Genomic DNA, 17,525 nt, shown 5'->3' with positions numbered 1-17,525 from the left:
TGAATCAGTGGTCTCACTCCAGCCTGACAGACAGGGCCAGCGTACTGACGGATCAACGCGATGATGTGATCCAGATTCGACGGACGAATCCGCAGATCTATTTTCGTGGCCGTGTTTTCAAGGTGCCAGCTCACCTGATCGGTGAATACCAGCTGGTCTTGAGCAAGGATGCTTATACGCTTTACAGCACTGTTGATGGTGAGCAATCACTGTCATTTCCGTTACCGGTCAGGCTGCATTCCAGTGCGCGTTTGGTGCCGTTGTGGCAGGTGTATGGAGCCCGGATCAGGGATCCGAAGCCGGCCTGGACTCAGAAGCGGATCGAGTATGAGGACATCTACTATTCGTCTGACGTCGCCGTTTCCTAGCTAAGGAGATTCGTTGCGCACGGTGTCAGCGATGTTGTGAGTTTGGTTGTCAGCGATGTGCTGATGCCGCGTGTCTACGATGTCCTGAGTTTGGTTGTAAGCGATGTGGTGAGTTCGTGTGTAAACAAACTACCGAGTGATTACATCCGGCAGTCCGGCTAAGTGGTACTTCGATTCCGGATAGATGGTCGCCAAATCTTCAGAAAAATAGTTCCAACTCGCGCGATTTGGCAGTCTCCAGAAAGATTCTACTTACTAACGGTATTTTATTCATTTTTCATCATTTAAATGATATTCAGCGATTGACTGATCAATAAATATCAAGTATTCGCAAGCAACGTCACTTACTTTTCTTCTATCCAGAGAATCCAGCATTAGCCTTGTCCCATCAACCTGTAAGTCGAATACTTTTTCTAGATTCCCGCGAATTTTGATAAGGGACTGAAGTGATTTTGTTTGCAGGGCAGTGAGCGAACCGTTTCCATGCACAAGAGAATTTCTAATCTCTACGAGTAACTTAAAATTTTGACCGATTGTGATTCCTGATAAATTGCAGTCGAACACTCCAGTGAGAAATGATTCCCTAGCTGCCCAAGTTTGAAAATAACTACTGAGTTTCTCTTCAATGAAGAATTCTCCTATACGGCATTTTTTCATGTTGGAATTCAGTGCTGCGTCTCTAATCATTGCATCAATTCGAAACTCAACTTCCGGAACGGCAGCGAGCACCAATTCTCTGGGAGAAGTTCCGTATTCGCAAGCAATTCGAATGCGAGCTAGGCAGTCTTCCGTGCCTGTTGTAACGTTAGGGATTCTTAGCATGTGAGACACCCCAAGCGAAAGCTTTTCTATTCAGTGATGAATCATCTCTTATGGCGGTGAGCTTCTTTTCTGAAATGCTGACGCTAAGATATCCAGCGACGGCTGCAAGGCCTATTTGAGTGCATCCGGTGGCTTTAATGTAAATATCACATAACTCATCTGGCGCGAGCTTTTCGTTTTTAGCGAGGAACCATGAGGATTCCTGCCGGACTGTCTCCGAAGAGTGGAATAGCTGATCGCGCGCATATGCGACAAAAATCCTACGCTCTATATTGCTAGAGTCGCTGAATTTCGAAGCAGTGGTTAGTAGCCAGAGTATATGCCATGGCGTCGAAAACTCGAGTTTCGAAAGAAGATTCATTGTTTTCCATACTTGAGTTTCAGATTTTCGAGACAAAAGATAATCAAGAACTTTTTTAAGTCGGATTGGCTCTTTGGCAATAATTCTTGAAAGTGCTAATGGGGCTCTTCAGGATTGAGGGTGTAAACGCCGTCTAAACCCACCGGTCTCCAACAACGACCGGGCGATATAGTGCGCCAGATTCTTGAACCCCAACGCGATACCTCGCAGATGCTCCAACCTGCCATTCAAAGCCTCGGTAGGACCATTCGAACTACCAATATGATCAAAGTACGCGAGAATGTCCGTCTTCCTCCTGCGCAGGGTGCCGCCGAGCTTTTTCAGCTCCGGCAACCCTTTCGGTACCTTCGTGCCAACTTCGTTGATCAGTTGCTCCAAGGCCCACCGTCCGACCTCGGGCTTCGGTTGCCGGTAGGCATCCACCATCTTCTGATACACGCTCCAGACCAATTGAACCGGCTCATACTCCGGCTCCTTGAACAGGTCTTCAAGCTTGGTCTTCTGCTTTTCCGTAGCCAAGGATAGTCCCGTGGTCAGCGTTCGCCTGCACTTGTAAAGCGGGTCATCCTTGCGTCCTCGACGCCCATGTTGCTCACGTTGAATCCGTTGCCGGGTCTGGTCCAGCGCCTCGGAACCTAGTTTGACTACATGGAATGGATCCAACACCTCCACCGCGTGGGGTAGCTCCTCGACGGCAGCTGTTTTGAAGCCGGTGAAACCGTCCATTGCGACGACTTCAATGCCCTGTTTCCATTGTTCTTCTTGATCAGCCAGCCAGGTTTTGAATACAGCTTTGGATCTTCCAGGGACCATGTCGATCAGTCGTGCGGTACCGGTGCCGTCACGCACCGCGGTGAGGTCCACAATCACGGTGACGTATTTGTCGCCGGTTCGGGTATGCCGCCAAACATGTTCATCGACTCCCAGCACTTTGACCCCGTCGAAGCGGGTTGGATCATCAATCAGTAAGCGTTGACCTTCAGCCAGCACAGCCTCATTGGCGGTATTCCAGGTGACGCCGAGGCCTTCGGCAATTCGGGAGACTGACAAGTGGTGGCAGACCAGTCCAACCAGCGCCCAGCGTAGCCCGGTCCTGCTGATTTTCTGGCGTGGCGCTACTGCTTGGGACAGCTCTTCACGCCAGACTCGTTGGCAATTGGCGCAACGGTAGCGGCGGTGTTTGATGACTAGGACAGTGGGACGCCAGCCCAATGGTTCGTGGGCGAGGCGGCGGGTGACGGTATCGCGTGGAATGCCTGCTGCTCCGCAGGTTTGGCACCAAGGGATCGGGTTGGTGACGTGGCAGAGGATTTCGGCTTTCGCTGCGCTCAGGTGTTGCCCGATTGCGGTCAGTCCCAAGCCGTCAAGATTGGTGAAAGTGGTGAGGTCTGGTGCGGTGAAGGTAGGATTGAGCAACGTCGAGGTCTTTCGAAAATGGCTAGTGTAGTAACTTCCATTCTTCTGGAAGACCTCGACTTTTTCGTGCTCGGCGACATGCCCGGGAATCGGGGTGTTGGTTTCAGGTGGTTACACTCTTATTCCTGAAGAGCCGCTAATGGTTTGATGTCATGCTTTATCTCCTGTGCTTGTCGTAGGGCGAAAGTTCCAGCATGAGCTAGTGCTCGACTGCTAGCCCTATCCTTATCGCCCCAATCTTCGAGCAGCTCTTCTAAAGCCGCGAAATTAACAACATCTTCGTCGGGAACCACATACTCTGTCTCGAAGTCGTCGTAATCGACCTTTTGCGTTATTTCCTCTGTGAGTTCATCGATCATTTTCTCGACGTAATCCTCAAAAACACTTGTGCGGTTAACTAGCTCTGCGACTACGTCCTTAGATCTGCGTACACGAATCTTTTGTTCAGCTAAAGTCAAATGGACTGAACGGGCTTCTTCGATAGACAGGCTAATTAGTTTGTGAGCCTCTTCGGGGGACTGGACTACCATCCTGAAATCATCAGCGAACCTAGTTCCTGAGTAACCATGCCTGAGTAGGTTCCGTTGGATTCGGTCTAAATATGCATCAGAGAGACGATGACTCGGATCCAAACCCTGTGGAAGGCCAATTGGACGAGCTAACATGGAATGGAGTAATTCACTAGTCAACCTTACAATGTCTGCGTCCGCCCCTTGTCTTATCAGCTCATCATCCAGAATGTTGTGGTCGATGTATTCGTAGCATGCGGCGATATCGAAATCCACGAGCCATGAATCATCCGATTCAGTTCCAAATTTTTCAAAATTCGAAAACCCTCCTTGTCGGGAACTCTTAGGGAGAGAATCTTCCAAGGCGTTTACTATGGAAGTGAGAACCACTCTTGTCTCCGGGCCGAGTGAAGCGAGCGGCCTATTTCCGTATCCAAGTTTCGGCATCGGAATGAATTCAAGGGTTGGGTACATGCCCGCTTCTAAGCTTGATTGGGCAGATTTAGCAAGGTCTTTTTCAGAACCCTGCAATGCCTTATCGGAGAGTAGAACTGGTAGATCCATAAGGGGGATTGAAGCTACCGTAGCGGCTGCCGTGTAGAGGTTTAGTTTTTTTGCAGTATCAGATCGAACGATAATTCGGTGAGTGGCCATGCGAAATTCTCTCTTTGAAGTTTCGTCTTTCGGACTAGTTGATGGGGTTTAGCCTGTTTATTAATTTTCAGAAGTTTCTTCGGCGACGACGTTGAAGAAGCGGGCGCCGGCTAGCTTGACGTATTTCGATCATGTCAGTTCGTTCAAGGGGCGACAGAACCGATCTATAGGCGGCTGAAGCATCGTCAGGTTCAAGAACTTCGCGAATCACGATGCGAGGATCATGTCGGAGGTGTGGGATCAGGCCGGTGCTACGCTCCTGATCGTGAAGAGTCGACAAACGTTTGTTTTATCCGATCAACAACATTTTCTCCCATGAGTGTGAAAATTCTGGAATGGTGAACTCCATCTTGCTCGGTAATGATGTCGAATCGCAGTTGAGGCGAGGGCGTGTCGATGGCATGGATAATACGAGAAAAATAGCCTGCTAGTGTCTTTTTTTGCCTGGTTTCATAGGCGCTATTTTCTGATTCTTTGAATAACGCTATATGCTCTTCATCCCATGCTTCGCTTAGTGCTTTGTTCGTCTTCTTGATGACGTCATCGTAAACCTCTGTCCAATTAACTGAGCCGTGCCACACGTGGGACTGCCCAGGGGCTATCCCTACTCGTTTTAGGGTGGTCGTCGCATGCGGCTGGCGTGCCAGTCTTGAGAAAATGGGATCATTGCAACTCTCGTCGCGAATCTCTAAACATAAGCTTATTGATTTCACGACCGTAGTGTCCTTATTTAATTTAGGATTGGAAAGGTTGAGCTCGATTGCTGATTTACCTTTTAGCGTCACAACGTTCACGCTCGTTTTGAGCGACGCTTTTCTTTTCTTTGGTTCTTTCCGCTTCAGAATTGCCGAAATGATATGCCCGAAGGCCGTAATTGTTGATCCGAGAACACTAACCATACTCAAATGGTACAAGCCAATACACGCGCCTGTGACATATTTCCCGGGTTTAGACATGTAGCGATCTTGAAGAGTTTCCAGGGTTTTAGACTCGCTTTGTGCGCTTACACATGTTCATACGCGCAACGTTGTCCTTGACGACGGCTTGGAAGTCGCCGCCAGTAGTCGCGAAAATCTGTCGTTGGATCTGGTATCCGACACCGCGCTCAATGAGGCGAATGATTCCCTGGAGTTCCTCTTGGCGCCCAAGCTGTTCGACCACCGGAGCTAGACGTTTCACCTCGTTGCGCAGGTGATCCGTTACCAGCATTTCATCGCCTTGGGCGTTGTGAATAATGATCGCGTCTAGCCCGTAGCGGGCTGCACGCCATTTATTCTCTACTCGGTGCCAAACAGTCATGACAGGGATCTTGTATCCCGCTTCAAGAGACATTGACATGTCGTGGACAAGGCACTGGGTTAATACAGTGATGGCAGAAATGTCTTCCAGTGAACTCATACCATCGCAGATACGCATTTCCACGGGACCTACACAATTGACCGGGCGGACATCCCATCGAATCTCTGAGCTGTCATCAATAACACGGGTGTGGAGCATATCGGACACATGGGCTTCGTACTCCGACCATGAATCAAAGCGGAAAGGAATCGCTGCGGTTGGCAGCTGCTGGAGCAATAACTTAGGCCACGAGATGTAGCCAGTATTCACTCCACCCAAGTTGGGACTGAAGGCGCGGGTACTTGGAAGTGTTTCTGGTAGTGGATCCGGCCGCCGGACTTTGTCACGGAATTCGTCCCCAGCATTTCTGCGACCTCTGGGCATTCACTAAGTACCGCGACCCGCTGGTCCTGTCATGAAGACAAGACTAGCGGGTCGAATGGCTCTAAGAAGATTTGGTTTATGGCATTGGCACGGGTGCATCAATTGGCTGCGCCTTGGAGCTCAAGTCGATGCCCATATCCTCGGCGAACACCGTGCGGGTTCCGGTGTAGACTCCGTCTTTGTTCTCGTCCAGCTCGAAGACACGAGCGCCACGAAGACGGTGGTTCTCGGCATCTCCTAATCCGTAGGTGCCGAAGCCGGTGCCTGGGGCGTAGCCCAGCTCAATGCCGTAGTAGTCGCCCTTGAAGGTATTGATGTGGTCGTGGCCGCAGTACACGCCACGAACATCGCCGCGCTCCTGCAATGCAGAGAACATGCCGGAGTTGAAGGCGCCCACGTAGATCCCTTCGTTCTTGACTCCCTCGATGGAGCGCTTTGCCACGGCTTTCTCGTGGTCGGCATCATTCGAGGTGAACTGGGAGCCTTACCACATGTGGTGGTGTTCCCAGAGGGGGTATGGAAGAACATTAAGGACTGGACATTGCCATAGTGTGCTTCGGTGGCCTTGGAGGCTTCGCGATACCAGGCGATCTGCCCGGAGCGGATCCAGTCGTAGGACATGAGACCCTCGAAGTCCTGTCCGCCAATGGTCTTCGGTGCGTAGCGGTTCGAATCAAGTAGCCATGATGCCGAAGGCGGGCTTGGCGTTCTTGGATGAGGCGATCAGCAGCTGGGGGTTCGAATCGCCTTGGATCTTGTCATTTTTCGAGTTGGCGTTGAACTTGTAGCCGCGAATGAAATCGAGAATTTTGGCATCCGTCATATTGGTGCCGTTGGGCATCGAGTCCTCGTCATGGTTGCCGAAGTTCAGCGCCCAAGGGATGCCTCGGGATTCCATGGGCTGGACAACGTTGTTGATGGCCTGCTTGACCTCGGTGGTGGTTTTCGGCGAACCATTGATGACATCACCGTTAATGGGCTCTTCAGGATTGAGGGTGTAAACGCCGTCTAAACCCACCGGTCTCCAACAACGACCGGGCGATATAGTGCGCCAGATTCTTGAACCCCAACGCGATACCTCGCAGATGCTCCAACCTGCCATTCAAAGCCTCGGTAGGACCATTCGAACTACCAATATGATCAAAGTACGCGAGAATGTCCGTCTTCCTCCTGCGCAGGGTGCCGCCGAGCTTTTTCAGCTCCGGCAACCCTTTCGGTACCTTCGTGCCAACTTCGTTGATCAGTTGCTCCAAGGCCCACCGTCCGACCTCGGGCTTCGGTTGCCGGTAGGCATCCACCATCTTCTGATACACGCTCCAGACCAATTGAACCGGCTCATACTCCGGCTCCTTGAACAGGTCTTCAAGCTTGGTCTTCTGCTTTTCCGTAGCCAAGGATAGTCCCGTGGTCAGCGTTCGCCTGCACTTGTAAAGCGGGTCATCCTTGCGTCCTCGACGCCCATGTTGCTCACGTTGAATCCGTTGCCGGGTCTGGTCCAGCGCCTCGGAACCTAGTTTGACTACATGGAATGGATCCAACACCTCCACCGCGTGGGGTAGCTCCTCGACGGCAGCTGTTTTGAAGCCGGTGAAACCGTCCATTGCGACGACTTCAATGCCCTGTTTCCATTGTTCTTCTTGATCAGCCAGCCAGGTTTTGAATACAGCTTTGGATCTTCCAGGGACCATGTCGATCAGTCGTGCGGTACCGGTGCCGTCACGCACCGCGGTGAGGTCCACAATCACGGTGACGTATTTGTCGCCGGTTCGGGTATGCCGCCAAACATGTTCATCGACTCCCAGCACTTTGACCCCGTCGAAGCGGGTTGGATCATCAATCAGTAAGCGTTGACCTTCAGCCAGCACAGCCTCATTGGCGGTATTCCAGGTGACGCCGAGGCCTTCGGCAATTCGGGAGACTGACAAGTGGTGGCAGACCAGTCCAACCAGCGCCCAGCGTAGCCCGGTCCTGCTGATTTTCTGGCGTGGCGCTACTGCTTGGGACAGCTCTTCACGCCAGACTCGTTGGCAATTGGCGCAACGGTAGCGGCGGTGTTTGATGACTAGGACAGTGGGACGCCAGCCCAATGGTTCGTGGGCGAGGCGGCGAGTGACGGTATCGCGTGGAATGCCTGCTGCTCCGCAGGTTTGGCACCAAGGGATCGGGTTGGTGACGTGGCAGAGGATTTCGGCTTTCGCTGCGCTCAGGTGTTGCCCGATTGCGGTCAGTCCCAAGCCGTCAAGATTGGTGAAAGTGGTGAGGTCTGGTGCGGTGAAGGTAGGATTGAGCAACGTCGAGGTCTTTCGAAAATGGCTAGTGTAGTAACTTCCATTCTTCTGGAAGACCTCGACTTTTTCGTGCTCGGCGACATGCCCGGGAATCGGGGTGTTGGTTTCAGGTGGTTACACTCTTATTCCTGAAGAGCCGGTTTGGCACCAAGGGATCGGGTTGGTGACGTGGCAGAGGATTTCGGCTTTCGCTGCGCTCAGGTGTTGCCCGATTGCGGTCAGTCCCAAGCCGTCAAGATTGGTGAAAGTGGTGAGGTCTGGTGCGGTGAAGGTAGGATTGAGCAACGTCGAGGTCTTTCGAAAATGGCTAGTGTAGTAACTTCCATTCTTCTGGAAGACCTCGACTTTTTCGTGCTCGGCGACATGCCCGGGAATCGGGGTGTTGGTTTCAGGTGGTTACACTCTTATTCCTGAAGAGCCCTTAACGAGGCTAACGGCGATCAAAGCGCCGATAATCAGCCATGCAGTAGGGAGGAAAATGCGACGGAACGCGCGTCGTTGGGTCATAGGGTTGCTCTTTTCACCCTCTATGTTTACCAAGGTAATCTGGATTTACCAAGGCGACATGGGGAAATATCTCAATACCTATCTAAATATTGCGATGGGATGGTGTCTGCGCCTTCTGCTCGGATTGCTGTCGTGGCATCTGGATTGCGTACGGATAAGAGTGTTCGAATGGGTGGCCGACACTAGTCTCGAAGAAGAATTCGAATTCAATTTCACAGGATAATCCATGTGAGAGATTGAGAAAACGCGGTGGCATGTGCATTTTAAGTGAAGACAAATAAACGCACTATATGCTTCACTTATTTCAAGGATAATCATTTCAGAAATGCAGATTAATGACTAGTCAGAATCGTCCGACAGGCGTACGATAACAGGAAGCCCTTTCATTGCGTTGGGGGATTTAAAGACGCTGTGGACTCTCGTATTTCATTTAGCATCTTTAGGTAGAATAGGGATTTTCCCGGCTCTTCAGGATTGAGGGTGTAAACGCCGTCTAAACCCACCGGTCTCCAACAACGACCGGGCGATATAGTGCGCCAGATTCTTGAACCCCAACGCGATACCTCGCAGATGCTCCAACCTGCCATTCAAAGCCTCGGTAGGACCATTCGAACTACCAATATGATCAAAGTACGCGAGAATGTCCGTCTTCCTCCTGCGCAGGGTGCCGCCGAGCTTTTTCAGCTCCGGCAACCCTTTCGGTACCTTCGTGCCAACTTCGTTGATCAGTTGCTCCAAGGCCCACCGTCCGACCTCGGGCTTCGGTTGCCGGTAGGCATCCACCATCTTCTGATACACGCTCCAGACCAATTGAACCGGCTCATACTCCGGCTCCTTGAACAGGTCTTCAAGCTTGGTCTTCTGCTTTTCCGTAGCCAAGGATAGTCCCGTGGTCAGCGTTCGCCTGCACTTGTAAAGCGGGTCATCCTTGCGTCCTCGACGCCCATGTTGCTCACGTTGAATCCGTTGCCGGGTCTGGTCCAGCGCCTCGGAACCTAGTTTGACTACATGGAATGGATCCAACACCTCCACCGCGTGGGGTAGCTCCTCGACGGCAGCTGTTTTGAAGCCGGTGAAACCGTCCATTGCGACGACTTCAATGCCCTGTTTCCATTGTTCTTCTTGATCAGCCAGCCAGGTTTTGAATACAGCTTTGGATCTTCCAGGGACCATGTCGATCAGTCGTGCGGTACCGGTGCCGTCACGCACCGCGGTGAGGTCCACAATCACGGTGACGTATTTGTCGCCGGTTCGGGTATGCCGCCAAACATGTTCATCGACTCCCAGCACTTTGACCCCGTCGAAGCGGGTTGGATCATCAATCAGTAAGCGTTGACCTTCAGCCAGCACAGCCTCATTGGCGGTATTCCAGGTGACGCCGAGGCCTTCGGCAATTCGGGAGACTGACAAGTGGTGGCAGACCAGTCCAACCAGCGCCCAGCGTAGCCCGGTCCTGCTGATTTTCTGGCGTGGCGCTACTGCTTGGGACAGCTCTTCACGCCAGACTCGTTGGCAATTGGCGCAACGGTAGCGGCGGTGTTTGATGACTAGGACAGTGGGACGCCAGCCCAATGGTTCGTGGGCGAGGCGGCGAGTGACGGTATCGCGTGGAATGCCTGCTGCTCCGCAGGTTTGGCGGCTCTTCAGGATTGAGGGTGTAAACGCCGTCTAAACCCACCGGTCTCCAACAACGACCGGGCGATATAGTGCGCCAGATTCTTGAACCCCAACGCGATACCTCGCAGATGCTCCAACCTGCCATTCAAAGCCTCGGTAGGACCATTCGAACTACCAATATGATCAAAGTACGCGAGAATGTCCGTCTTCCTCCTGCGCAGGGTGCCGCCGAGCTTTTTCAGCTCCGGCAACCCTTTCGGTACCTTCGTGCCAACTTCGTTGATCAGTTGCTCCAAGGCCCACCGTCCGACCTCGGGCTTCGGTTGCCGGTAGGCATCCACCATCTTCTGATACACGCTCCAGACCAATTGAACCGGCTCATACTCCGGCTCCTTGAACAGGTCTTCAAGCTTGGTCTTCTGCTTTTCCGTAGCCAAGGATAGTCCCGTGGTCAGCGTTCGCCTGCACTTGTAAAGCGGGTCATCCTTGCGTCCTCGACGCCCATGTTGCTCACGTTGAATCCGTTGCCGGGTCTGGTCCAGCGCCTCGGAACCTAGTTTGACTACATGGAATGGATCCAACACCTCCACCGCGTGGGGTAGCTCCTCGACGGCAGCTGTTTTGAAGCCGGTGAAACCGTCCATTGCGACGACTTCAATGCCCTGTTTCCATTGTTCTTCTTGATCAGCCAGCCAGGTTTTGAATACAGCTTTGGATCTTCCAGGGACCATGTCGATCAGTCGTGCGGTACCGGTGCCGTCACGCACCGCGGTGAGGTCCACAATCACGGTGACGTATTTGTCGCCGGTTCGGGTATGCCGCCAAACATGTTCATCGACTCCCAGCACTTTGACCCCGTCGAAGCGGGTTGGATCATCAATCAGTAAGCGTTGACCTTCAGCCAGCACAGCCTCATTGGCGGTATTCCAGGTGACGCCGAGGCCTTCGGCAATTCGGGAGACTGACAAGTGGTGGCAGACCAGTCCAACCAGCGCCCAGCGTAGCCCGGTCCTGCTGATTTTCTGGCGTGGCGCTACTGCTTGGGACAGCTCTTCACGCCAGACTCGTTGGCAATTGGCGCAACGGTAGCGGCGGTGTTTGATGACTAGGACAGTGGGACGCCAGCCCAATGGTTCGTGGGCGAGGCGGCGGGTGACGGTATCGCGTGGAATGCCTGCTGCTCCGCAGGTTTGGCACCAAGGGATCGGGTTGGTGACGTGGCAGAGGATTTCGGCTTTCGCTGCGCTCAGGTGTTGCCCGATTGCGGTCAGTCCCAAGCCGTCAAGATTGGTGAAAGTGGTGAGGTCTGGTGCGGTGAAGGTAGGATTGAGCAACGTCGAGGTCTTTCGAAAATGGCTAGTGTAGTAACTTCCATTCTTCTGGAAGACCTCGACTTTTTCGTGCTCGGCGACATGCCCGGGAATCGGGGTGTTGGTTTCAGGTGGTTACACTCTTATTCCTGAAGAGCCCGTTAATGAGCGCGAAACCCGGCTTTTCGGTATCCAGCACCTTGTCCATCAGCTCCAGGGTGCGGCGATCGGTGCGCGGGCCATCTTGGGTATCGTTGAACTGGACGATCTTGAACTTGCCGTCTGCCGCGAACTTGAGCTTCGGTGTGGCCGCTGCAGCCTTCTTGGCCGGCGCTGCGGATGCTGCCGTGTTGTTGGCAGCGAGAAGTCCGGTAAGCGCGGCAGCTGTGCTGCCGATCAAAACTCCGCGACGGGGGACAGAAGAATTGCTCACAGGTGTGCCTTCCACATGAATAAGCTGGCCAGCATCAATTATTGGCCGACAACCACTAGAGCGTAGAGCTGGCTAGTGACCAGACCATGAACGTTGGTAGTCGCTCCCTGCCCCTGCGCGTAAATAAAACGGCGGAACATGCACCTTCGGCATTCCAGTCGATTCGGGCGTGCAACAGCTCACAAGATTTGTCGAGGCAAGCATCAAACGTCTAATGTTTAAACGTGATCGTCAACTCATCTGAACAGCTCGTCCCGCCCGATGCCCCGCAAGCTCGGAAATCCCCATGGGTAGTTGGTGCCCTTGCCGTCGCCGCGGTAATCCTCGTCGGGTTGAATTTGCGAATGGGTATTTCCTCCGCCTCGCCGCTCTTCCACGAACTGCAGGAAATGCTGGGCTATGGCACCTTTATCGCCTCGATGCTACCCACAATTCCAGTGCTCTGCTTCGCGGTGGCTGGTGCCGCGACCAGCTTGGTGATTCGCCGTACAGGCCTTGAACTGGGCATTGCACTTTCCTTGCTGCTGCTCACTGCTGGCTTGGCCCTGCGAGTTGTCGACTCTACTTGGGCGCTACTGGCAGGCACCGTGGTGGGCATGAGCGGACTGGCTATCTGCAATGTGGCCATGCCTTCCTTCATCCGCGAGCATCACGGGCACCGTTCGGCCTCGATGACCGCCGCGTACACCACAACCATGTCAATCGGTGCGACGTTCGCCTCCGCGGTCAGCATCCCTCTGGCGATGCAAGTCGGATCGCCCACAACCGCCTTGGCTTTGTGGGCGATACCGGCCAGCTTGGCACTACTGGCATTTGTACCCTTGTCATTCTCGGGAAACCGCACAAAGCCCGCTGTGGGCGCGCATGTCTCGCCTTGGCCGTTGCTGGCCACTAGCAAGGGTTTGCTATTCACCACGGTCTTCGGAATTCAGTCGCTGCTGGTTTACACGGTGGTTAGCTGGTTGCCGCACATTCTCATCTCCCGCGGGCTGGAGCCGGCCGCCGCCGGGCTGATGCTCGGAATCGTGCAGGGAGTGAGCATCCCTGCAGTCCTGATTATGCTGTGGATGGCTTCGAAGCCGGGTTGGCTGCGCAGCGCTTTCTTGCTGACCACGAGCTGCTCGGTACTCGGCTTTTTGGCCCTGCTGGTTCTGCCCGTTGAATTGTCCTTGATCAGCTCGATCCTCATCGGACTGGGATTCGGCGTTTTCCCGCTGGTGATGCTTATGCTCAGCCGCAGTGGTGGAAGCGCGGAAGAAACCACGGCCCTGTCGACGGTGGCTCAGTCGGTAGGCTACTTGATTGCGGCCCTTGGCCCGTTTGCACTTGGTCTGATGCAAGGCGCCTTGGGATCCTGGACCTTGGGACTGGCAATCGTGCTGGTCTTCGCGGTGGTTCAGCTGGTGTTCTGCTTCAAGCTCGGAGGCCTGCGCACCGAGGCCGATTCCCGGCAGTTGGTCGAAGTTGACGGTTCAGCCGAAGTGGAGAAATCATGAGTAACATGCCAATGCGCCCGCCGCTGGCCGATGAGGTCGTTGCCCGGTTGAGCGATGCAGTAACGCAAGGACGCTGGGCGGTGGGGGATCGCATTCCGGCGGAACCGGAGCTGATCGCCGAACTGGGTGTTTCGCGCGGTACGCTGCGCGAAGGAATCAAGGCTCTGGCGCGCACGGGCATGTTCGAGGTGCGCAGGGGAGACGGCACTTATGTGCGGGCCACCAGTGAAATCAGCGGAACCGCGCAACGTGTATACCGGGAACACTCCGACCAGGACGTGCTGCAGGTGCGTTTTGCTTTGGATACCCAGGCCGCACGGCTCGCTGCGAAATCCTCTGATGCGCAGGTGATCCAGCGCTTGCGTACCCTGCTGCGTCAGCGAAGCGATGCCTGGCAGGAACAGGACTACCTAGCATGGTCGCAGGCTGACTGGCAGTTCCACCTTGAAATGGCGCGTGCATCCGGAGTTCCGCTGCTGCATGAGATTTACGAGAGCTTCGGCGCTGTCTTCTACGGTACCAAGATGGCCCAACGACTAGCTGACGGTTTCGACGGTTGCCTTCGCGAGGGGCACGAGTCCCTGGTGGATGCCATCGAAGCCGCCGACGACGAAGCGGCAGCTCGGACAGTCGTTGCGAACCTCGATTACTGCATGAGCTGGATGCCGTAGTTTTTTACCGCGCGGCCCCGAAGCTGCACTTTGCCACTTGCCTGAATGGATTTTTTCAGGACCGTACACTTCGGCCATGAGCCGTCGGGCTTTCGTGAGAAGGAAATTCAATGGGGAATGAGTGAGGTTTTCCGTCCTTACAGGCAGAGCAACCGTGGGCGTGTCAGACAACGGGGCGCTCTCAAATTGGTTTTTGCGATCAGTCGGTGCAGTGGTGTCTTGTGATCGATTAAATTGGCGATCAATAGATGCCGAGACAGAAACTCCGGATTTGAGCCTGATGCCTATGCCGCTCCCTGCTTGTTCTTGAGCCGAACCTGTCGGCGCATATTGGTAGGCTCGACTTGTACGAAATGAAGGGATGGATCATGGCATTGACAACTTCACTGGCCGGCCGTGTTCGCAACACCAGCTTGCCTAAGAGCCACGCACTTCTGCCCTTGCTTGAGGCGATCGTGAACAGTATCCAGGCGATCGATGCGCAGAACGGAAACTCGGACTATCGCGGCCGAATTAGTGTGAGCGTGCATCGCAATGCGCAGCCTGAGTTCGACCTGGGACAAGGGGGACTGGGGCGCTCTCTGCTGGAACCGATCGTCGGCTTCTCCGTGGAAGACGACGGTGTTGGATTCACTTCGCAGAATATGAAATCTTTCGAGACGTTGGACAGCGATTACAAAGCTAGCCTTGGTTGTCGGGGCGTCGGTAGGCTGCTCTGGCTCAAGGCCTTCGACAAGATATCAGTTCAAAGTACTTACACGGACGAGGAAGGTCGGCTCACAGGGCGCAACTTTAATTTCTCTGTCGAGGGAGAGGTCGAGCATGAAGTCGACTCGGCGAGTCGCACACAAACGGGGACCGCTGTAAGCCTCCGCGGATTTAAGCGGTCATTTCAGCAGCACGCTCCAAAGGGCATAGAAGCCATCGCTCGAGAGGTGCTCGAGCATTGCATCTGGTACTTCCTTAGGCCGGGCGGGGCTCCCATCGTGACGATCTCGGACGAAGACGAATCGATCTTATTGTCTGACTTGATGGACGAGTTCGTAGCCTCGGAAATGTCGACGACGACGATCGAGGTCAAAGGCCATAAATTCGACATGCTGAGCCTGCGTCTTAGGACGTCAACACGGAACTCAGTGCCACGCCTGCATTGGTGCGCGGCGAGTCGCGTCGTCGTCGAGGAGAACCTGAGCGGAAAGTTGCCTGGACTCCACGGCAAGCTCAACGGTCAAGAATCTGGTGAGTTCGTTTACGCCTGCTACCTGACATCTGCGTTTCTTGACAATCATGTCCGTTCGGATCGGACGGCATTCGATATCAGCGACCATATCGCCGGCGAACTACTCGTGGATGAGCCTTCCTTGGGCGACATCCGTGATCACGTTCTTCAAGAAGTCGCGAGGATCCTGGAGCATCCGCTCAAAGACTCTCGTGAGCAAAGTAAACAACGAATCCACGACTTTGTGAGCAACCGTGCGCCGCGATATCGACCCGTTCTTGCAAAGATTGAGGCTCGTGGAATAACTGTTGAACCGTCGGTCAAGGACTCGGATCTTGAAGTTCAATTACACCGTCACCTTCAGAAGATCGAAGCTGAAGCACTAACGCAAGGACAACAGATTTTTGCGGAAACCGGTTCGGAACCATCTGAAGACTACTCGCTTCGACTTAAAGAGTATCTGGACACTGTTAGTGAGATGAATCAGTCCGACATGGCCGCCTACGTGGCACGGCGTCGTACGGTGCTGGATCTTCTTTCGCGACTGATCCGGGCAGACAAAGAAGGAAAATACAGTCGAGAAGATGCTATTCATTCATTGATTGTTCCGATGCGCACGGAATCTAACGAGGTCAGCTCCGAAGGTTCCAATTTGTGGATTATCGATGAAAGGCTGGCGTTCCACGACTACCTCGCGTCAGATAAAACTTTGAAGAGCATGCCAATCACAAACTCCGATTCGGCCAAAGAACCTGATATTGTCGCTACGCGTCTGACTGGCTCACCCGTGCTCGCAGCGGAAGGACTCAAGCTCCCTTTGCCGTCGATCGTGGTGGTCGAGATTAAACGGCCGATGCGCAAGGACGCGACAGAAGAAAAGAACCCTATCCAGCAGTGCCTCGACTACGTAAAGCGAATTCGCGCTGGTGGGGTGCTCACTGCAACAGGCCGTCCAATTCCTCCGACGCACGAGCCTCCGGCCTTCTGCTACATCATCGCGGACCTCACCGACAAAATGATCGAGCGTTGTGAAGTATCGAATTTGCGACCGACGCACGACGGACTAGGATACTTTGGGTTCAACGACGCAGCCAAGGCATATATCGAGGTCATAAGCTTTGACGGATTGGTCAACGGGGCAACTGAGCGGAACAGGGCCTTTTTCGACAAGCTTGGATTGCCCACCTAGCCATGTAGTGGTGCAACGAAATTATGAGGAGCTATTAATGACGTTGACGCTCGAACCGATCTTGCTGAGTGCCGGCATCAACCCAGCTGAGGTCCAGGTGATACGGCATGCGCACGTCAGAGAGCACGAAGGCTCCGGTTTGCTGGGTATCCACGCTGACTCATCGGACGAGGAAATCTTGAGATATACAAGCCAACAGTCGGCGAAGACACGAGTCTTTCCAGTGGATCCGCCGTCAATCTGGATTGTATTCGTTCGTGAAGGCGGCGATCGGGCACGCTTTTGGTCCATAGTGGAGAATCGCGGGGAGATCGCGAATGATGGGATACTTCGGAAGTTTGATTTGGTTGTTTCGGCACAGATGGCAGACCTAAAAAATCGCCTTGTGATCGGGTGGAGATCGCCGCGAGCTTGGCGGCTAAATGGACTCACTGCGGCGACATACCCAGTCAAAGAGATAGCAGATGCGCGACCGGTGGCTTTCCCAGGCTTCGACCAGCTTGTGTTGGACCACTCGCAACTCCAAGCGGTGATGCGGGAGCACCGCTACGCTTCGTGGCGCACAGCGCTCTCATCGGTGATGGGCGTCTACCTTATTACCGACACAAGTGATGGCCGCCAATACATTGGCAAGGCTGACGGTGCAGAAAATATTTGTCAGCGTTGGAAAGCGTATGCGACCAACGGGCACGGCGGAAACGTCGAGTTGCGCGGCCTCGAACCGACAAATTTTCGTTTCTCGCTGCTACGAGTGTTTGACCCCACGACGCCGTTGCGGGAGATCGATACAGCGGAGAGTCATTTCAAGCTCGCCCTAGGTACGCGCAAACATGGGCTGAACCGCAACTGATGGAATACTAGAAGACCAAAGGGCAACTGACGTTGGACGAATGATGGATCAATTACGTGCAGAGATCGGGATGGTTGGATGAGGGTTAGTTAC

14 protein-coding genes and 3 pseudogenes are annotated in these 17,525 nt (G+C 53.8%); 5 read left to right on the top strand and 12 right to left on the bottom strand.

What is annotated here, in order from left to right:
• Positions 1-32: 32 nt before the first annotated feature.
• Positions 33-368 (top strand): annotated as a pseudogene (locus AARI_RS12340) (IS481-like element ISAar22 family transposase); the annotation flags it as partial.
• 270 nt (positions 369-638) lie between these two features.
• Here AARI_RS12340 and AARI_RS12335 read toward each other — a convergent pair.
• From AARI_RS12335 to AARI_RS19955, 12 genes and pseudogenes are all read right to left on the bottom strand, one after another.
• The gene (locus AARI_RS12335) at positions 639-1,199 is read right to left on the bottom strand and encodes a hypothetical protein (protein WP_157867144.1); all 561 of its coding nucleotides are present in this window, start codon (positions 1,197-1,199) and stop codon (positions 639-641) included.
• Positions 1,200-1,659: 460 nt separating this feature from the next.
• Entirely contained in the window at positions 1,660-2,967 is a 1,308-nt protein-coding gene (locus tag AARI_RS12325; protein WP_013347368.1) for an ISL3-like element ISAar19 family transposase, read from the bottom strand.
• A gap of 119 nt (positions 2,968-3,086) precedes the next feature.
• On the bottom strand, positions 3,087-4,130 hold the full coding sequence (locus AARI_RS12320) for an RNA-directed DNA polymerase (RefSeq protein WP_041648904.1): 1,044 nt from the start codon (positions 4,128-4,130) through the stop codon (positions 3,087-3,089).
• A gap of 251 nt (positions 4,131-4,381) precedes the next feature.
• The gene (locus AARI_RS12315) at positions 4,382-5,086 is read right to left on the bottom strand and encodes a hypothetical protein (protein ID WP_041648901.1); all 705 of its coding nucleotides are present in this window, start codon (positions 5,084-5,086) and stop codon (positions 4,382-4,384) included.
• A 28-nt stretch (positions 5,087-5,114) separates the two neighbouring features.
• Entirely contained in the window at positions 5,115-5,738 is a 624-nt protein-coding gene (locus tag AARI_RS12310) for a glutamate-cysteine ligase family protein (protein ID WP_231849382.1), read from the bottom strand.
• A 190-nt stretch (positions 5,739-5,928) separates the two neighbouring features.
• A complete protein-coding gene (locus AARI_RS20105) occupies positions 5,929-6,294 on the bottom strand; it encodes a metallophosphoesterase family protein (RefSeq protein WP_049862639.1) in 366 nt (121 codons plus the stop codon).
• A 231-nt stretch (positions 6,295-6,525) separates the two neighbouring features.
• Positions 6,526-6,870, bottom strand: a complete 345-nt coding sequence (locus tag AARI_RS20100; RefSeq protein WP_049862638.1) for a metallophosphoesterase family protein — start codon at positions 6,868-6,870, stop codon at positions 6,526-6,528.
• A complete protein-coding gene (locus tag AARI_RS12300; RefSeq protein WP_013347368.1) occupies positions 6,836-8,143 on the bottom strand; it encodes an ISL3-like element ISAar19 family transposase in 1,308 nt (435 codons plus the stop codon). The genes AARI_RS20100 and AARI_RS12300 overlap by 35 nt, the downstream gene beginning before the upstream one ends.
• A gap of 135 nt (positions 8,144-8,278) precedes the next feature.
• Positions 8,279-8,425 (bottom strand): annotated as a pseudogene (locus tag AARI_RS19710) (ISL3 family transposase); the annotation flags it as partial.
• Positions 8,426-9,115: 690 nt separating this feature from the next.
• A pseudogene (locus AARI_RS12290) lies at positions 9,116-10,282 on the bottom strand (ISL3-like element ISAar19 family transposase); the annotation flags it as partial.
• Between the two features lie 8 nt (positions 10,283-10,290).
• Positions 10,291-11,598, bottom strand: coding sequence for an ISL3-like element ISAar19 family transposase (locus AARI_RS12285; protein ID WP_013347368.1), 1,308 nt, complete (start codon positions 11,596-11,598; stop codon positions 10,291-10,293).
• 103 nt (positions 11,599-11,701) lie between these two features.
• A complete protein-coding gene (locus AARI_RS19955) occupies positions 11,702-12,007 on the bottom strand; it encodes a metallophosphoesterase family protein (protein ID WP_041648893.1) in 306 nt (101 codons plus the stop codon).
• Between the two features lie 224 nt (positions 12,008-12,231).
• Between AARI_RS19955 and AARI_RS12275 the strand changes: the two genes are divergently transcribed.
• From AARI_RS12275 to AARI_RS12260, 4 genes are all read left to right on the top strand, one after another.
• The gene (locus AARI_RS12275; protein ID WP_013349616.1) at positions 12,232-13,503 is read left to right on the top strand and encodes an MFS transporter; all 1,272 of its coding nucleotides are present in this window, start codon (positions 12,232-12,234) and stop codon (positions 13,501-13,503) included.
• Positions 13,500-14,174 (top strand): FadR/GntR family transcriptional regulator, encoded by a 675-nt coding sequence (locus tag AARI_RS12270; protein WP_013349615.1) that lies wholly within the window; start codon positions 13,500-13,502, stop codon positions 14,172-14,174. Before AARI_RS12275 ends, AARI_RS12270 begins: the two co-directional genes overlap by 4 nt.
• 368 nt (positions 14,175-14,542) lie before the next feature.
• On the top strand, positions 14,543-16,582 hold the full coding sequence (locus tag AARI_RS12265) for a hypothetical protein (RefSeq protein ID WP_013349614.1): 2,040 nt from the start codon (positions 14,543-14,545) through the stop codon (positions 16,580-16,582).
• Positions 16,583-16,619: 37 nt separating this feature from the next.
• Entirely contained in the window at positions 16,620-17,432 is an 813-nt protein-coding gene (locus tag AARI_RS12260; RefSeq protein ID WP_013349613.1) for a GIY-YIG nuclease family protein, read from the top strand.
• Positions 17,433-17,525 lie beyond the last annotated feature (93 nt).

Source organism: Glutamicibacter arilaitensis Re117 (genome assembly GCF_000197735.1).
Lineage (GTDB): Bacteria > Actinomycetota > Actinomycetes > Actinomycetales > Micrococcaceae > Glutamicibacter > Glutamicibacter arilaitensis.
This window is presented reverse-complemented; position numbering and strand designations above follow the sequence as displayed.

Bases quoted from the DNA above. Each gene is read 5' to 3' on its own strand.
- AARI_RS12320 (WP_041648904.1), bottom strand. From the start codon at position 4,130: ATGGCCACTCACCGAATTATCGTTCGATCTGATACTGCAAAAAAACTA.
- AARI_RS12315 (WP_041648901.1), bottom strand. From the start codon at position 5,086: ATGTCTAAACCCGGGAAATATGTCACAGGCGCGTGTATTGGCTTGTAC.
- AARI_RS12270 (WP_013349615.1), top strand. From the start codon at position 13,500: ATGAGTAACATGCCAATGCGCCCGCCGCTGGCCGATGAGGTCGTTGCC.
- AARI_RS12265 (WP_013349614.1), top strand. From the start codon at position 14,543: ATGGCATTGACAACTTCACTGGCCGGCCGTGTTCGCAACACCAGCTTG.
- AARI_RS12260 (WP_013349613.1), top strand. From the start codon at position 16,620: ATGACGTTGACGCTCGAACCGATCTTGCTGAGTGCCGGCATCAACCCA.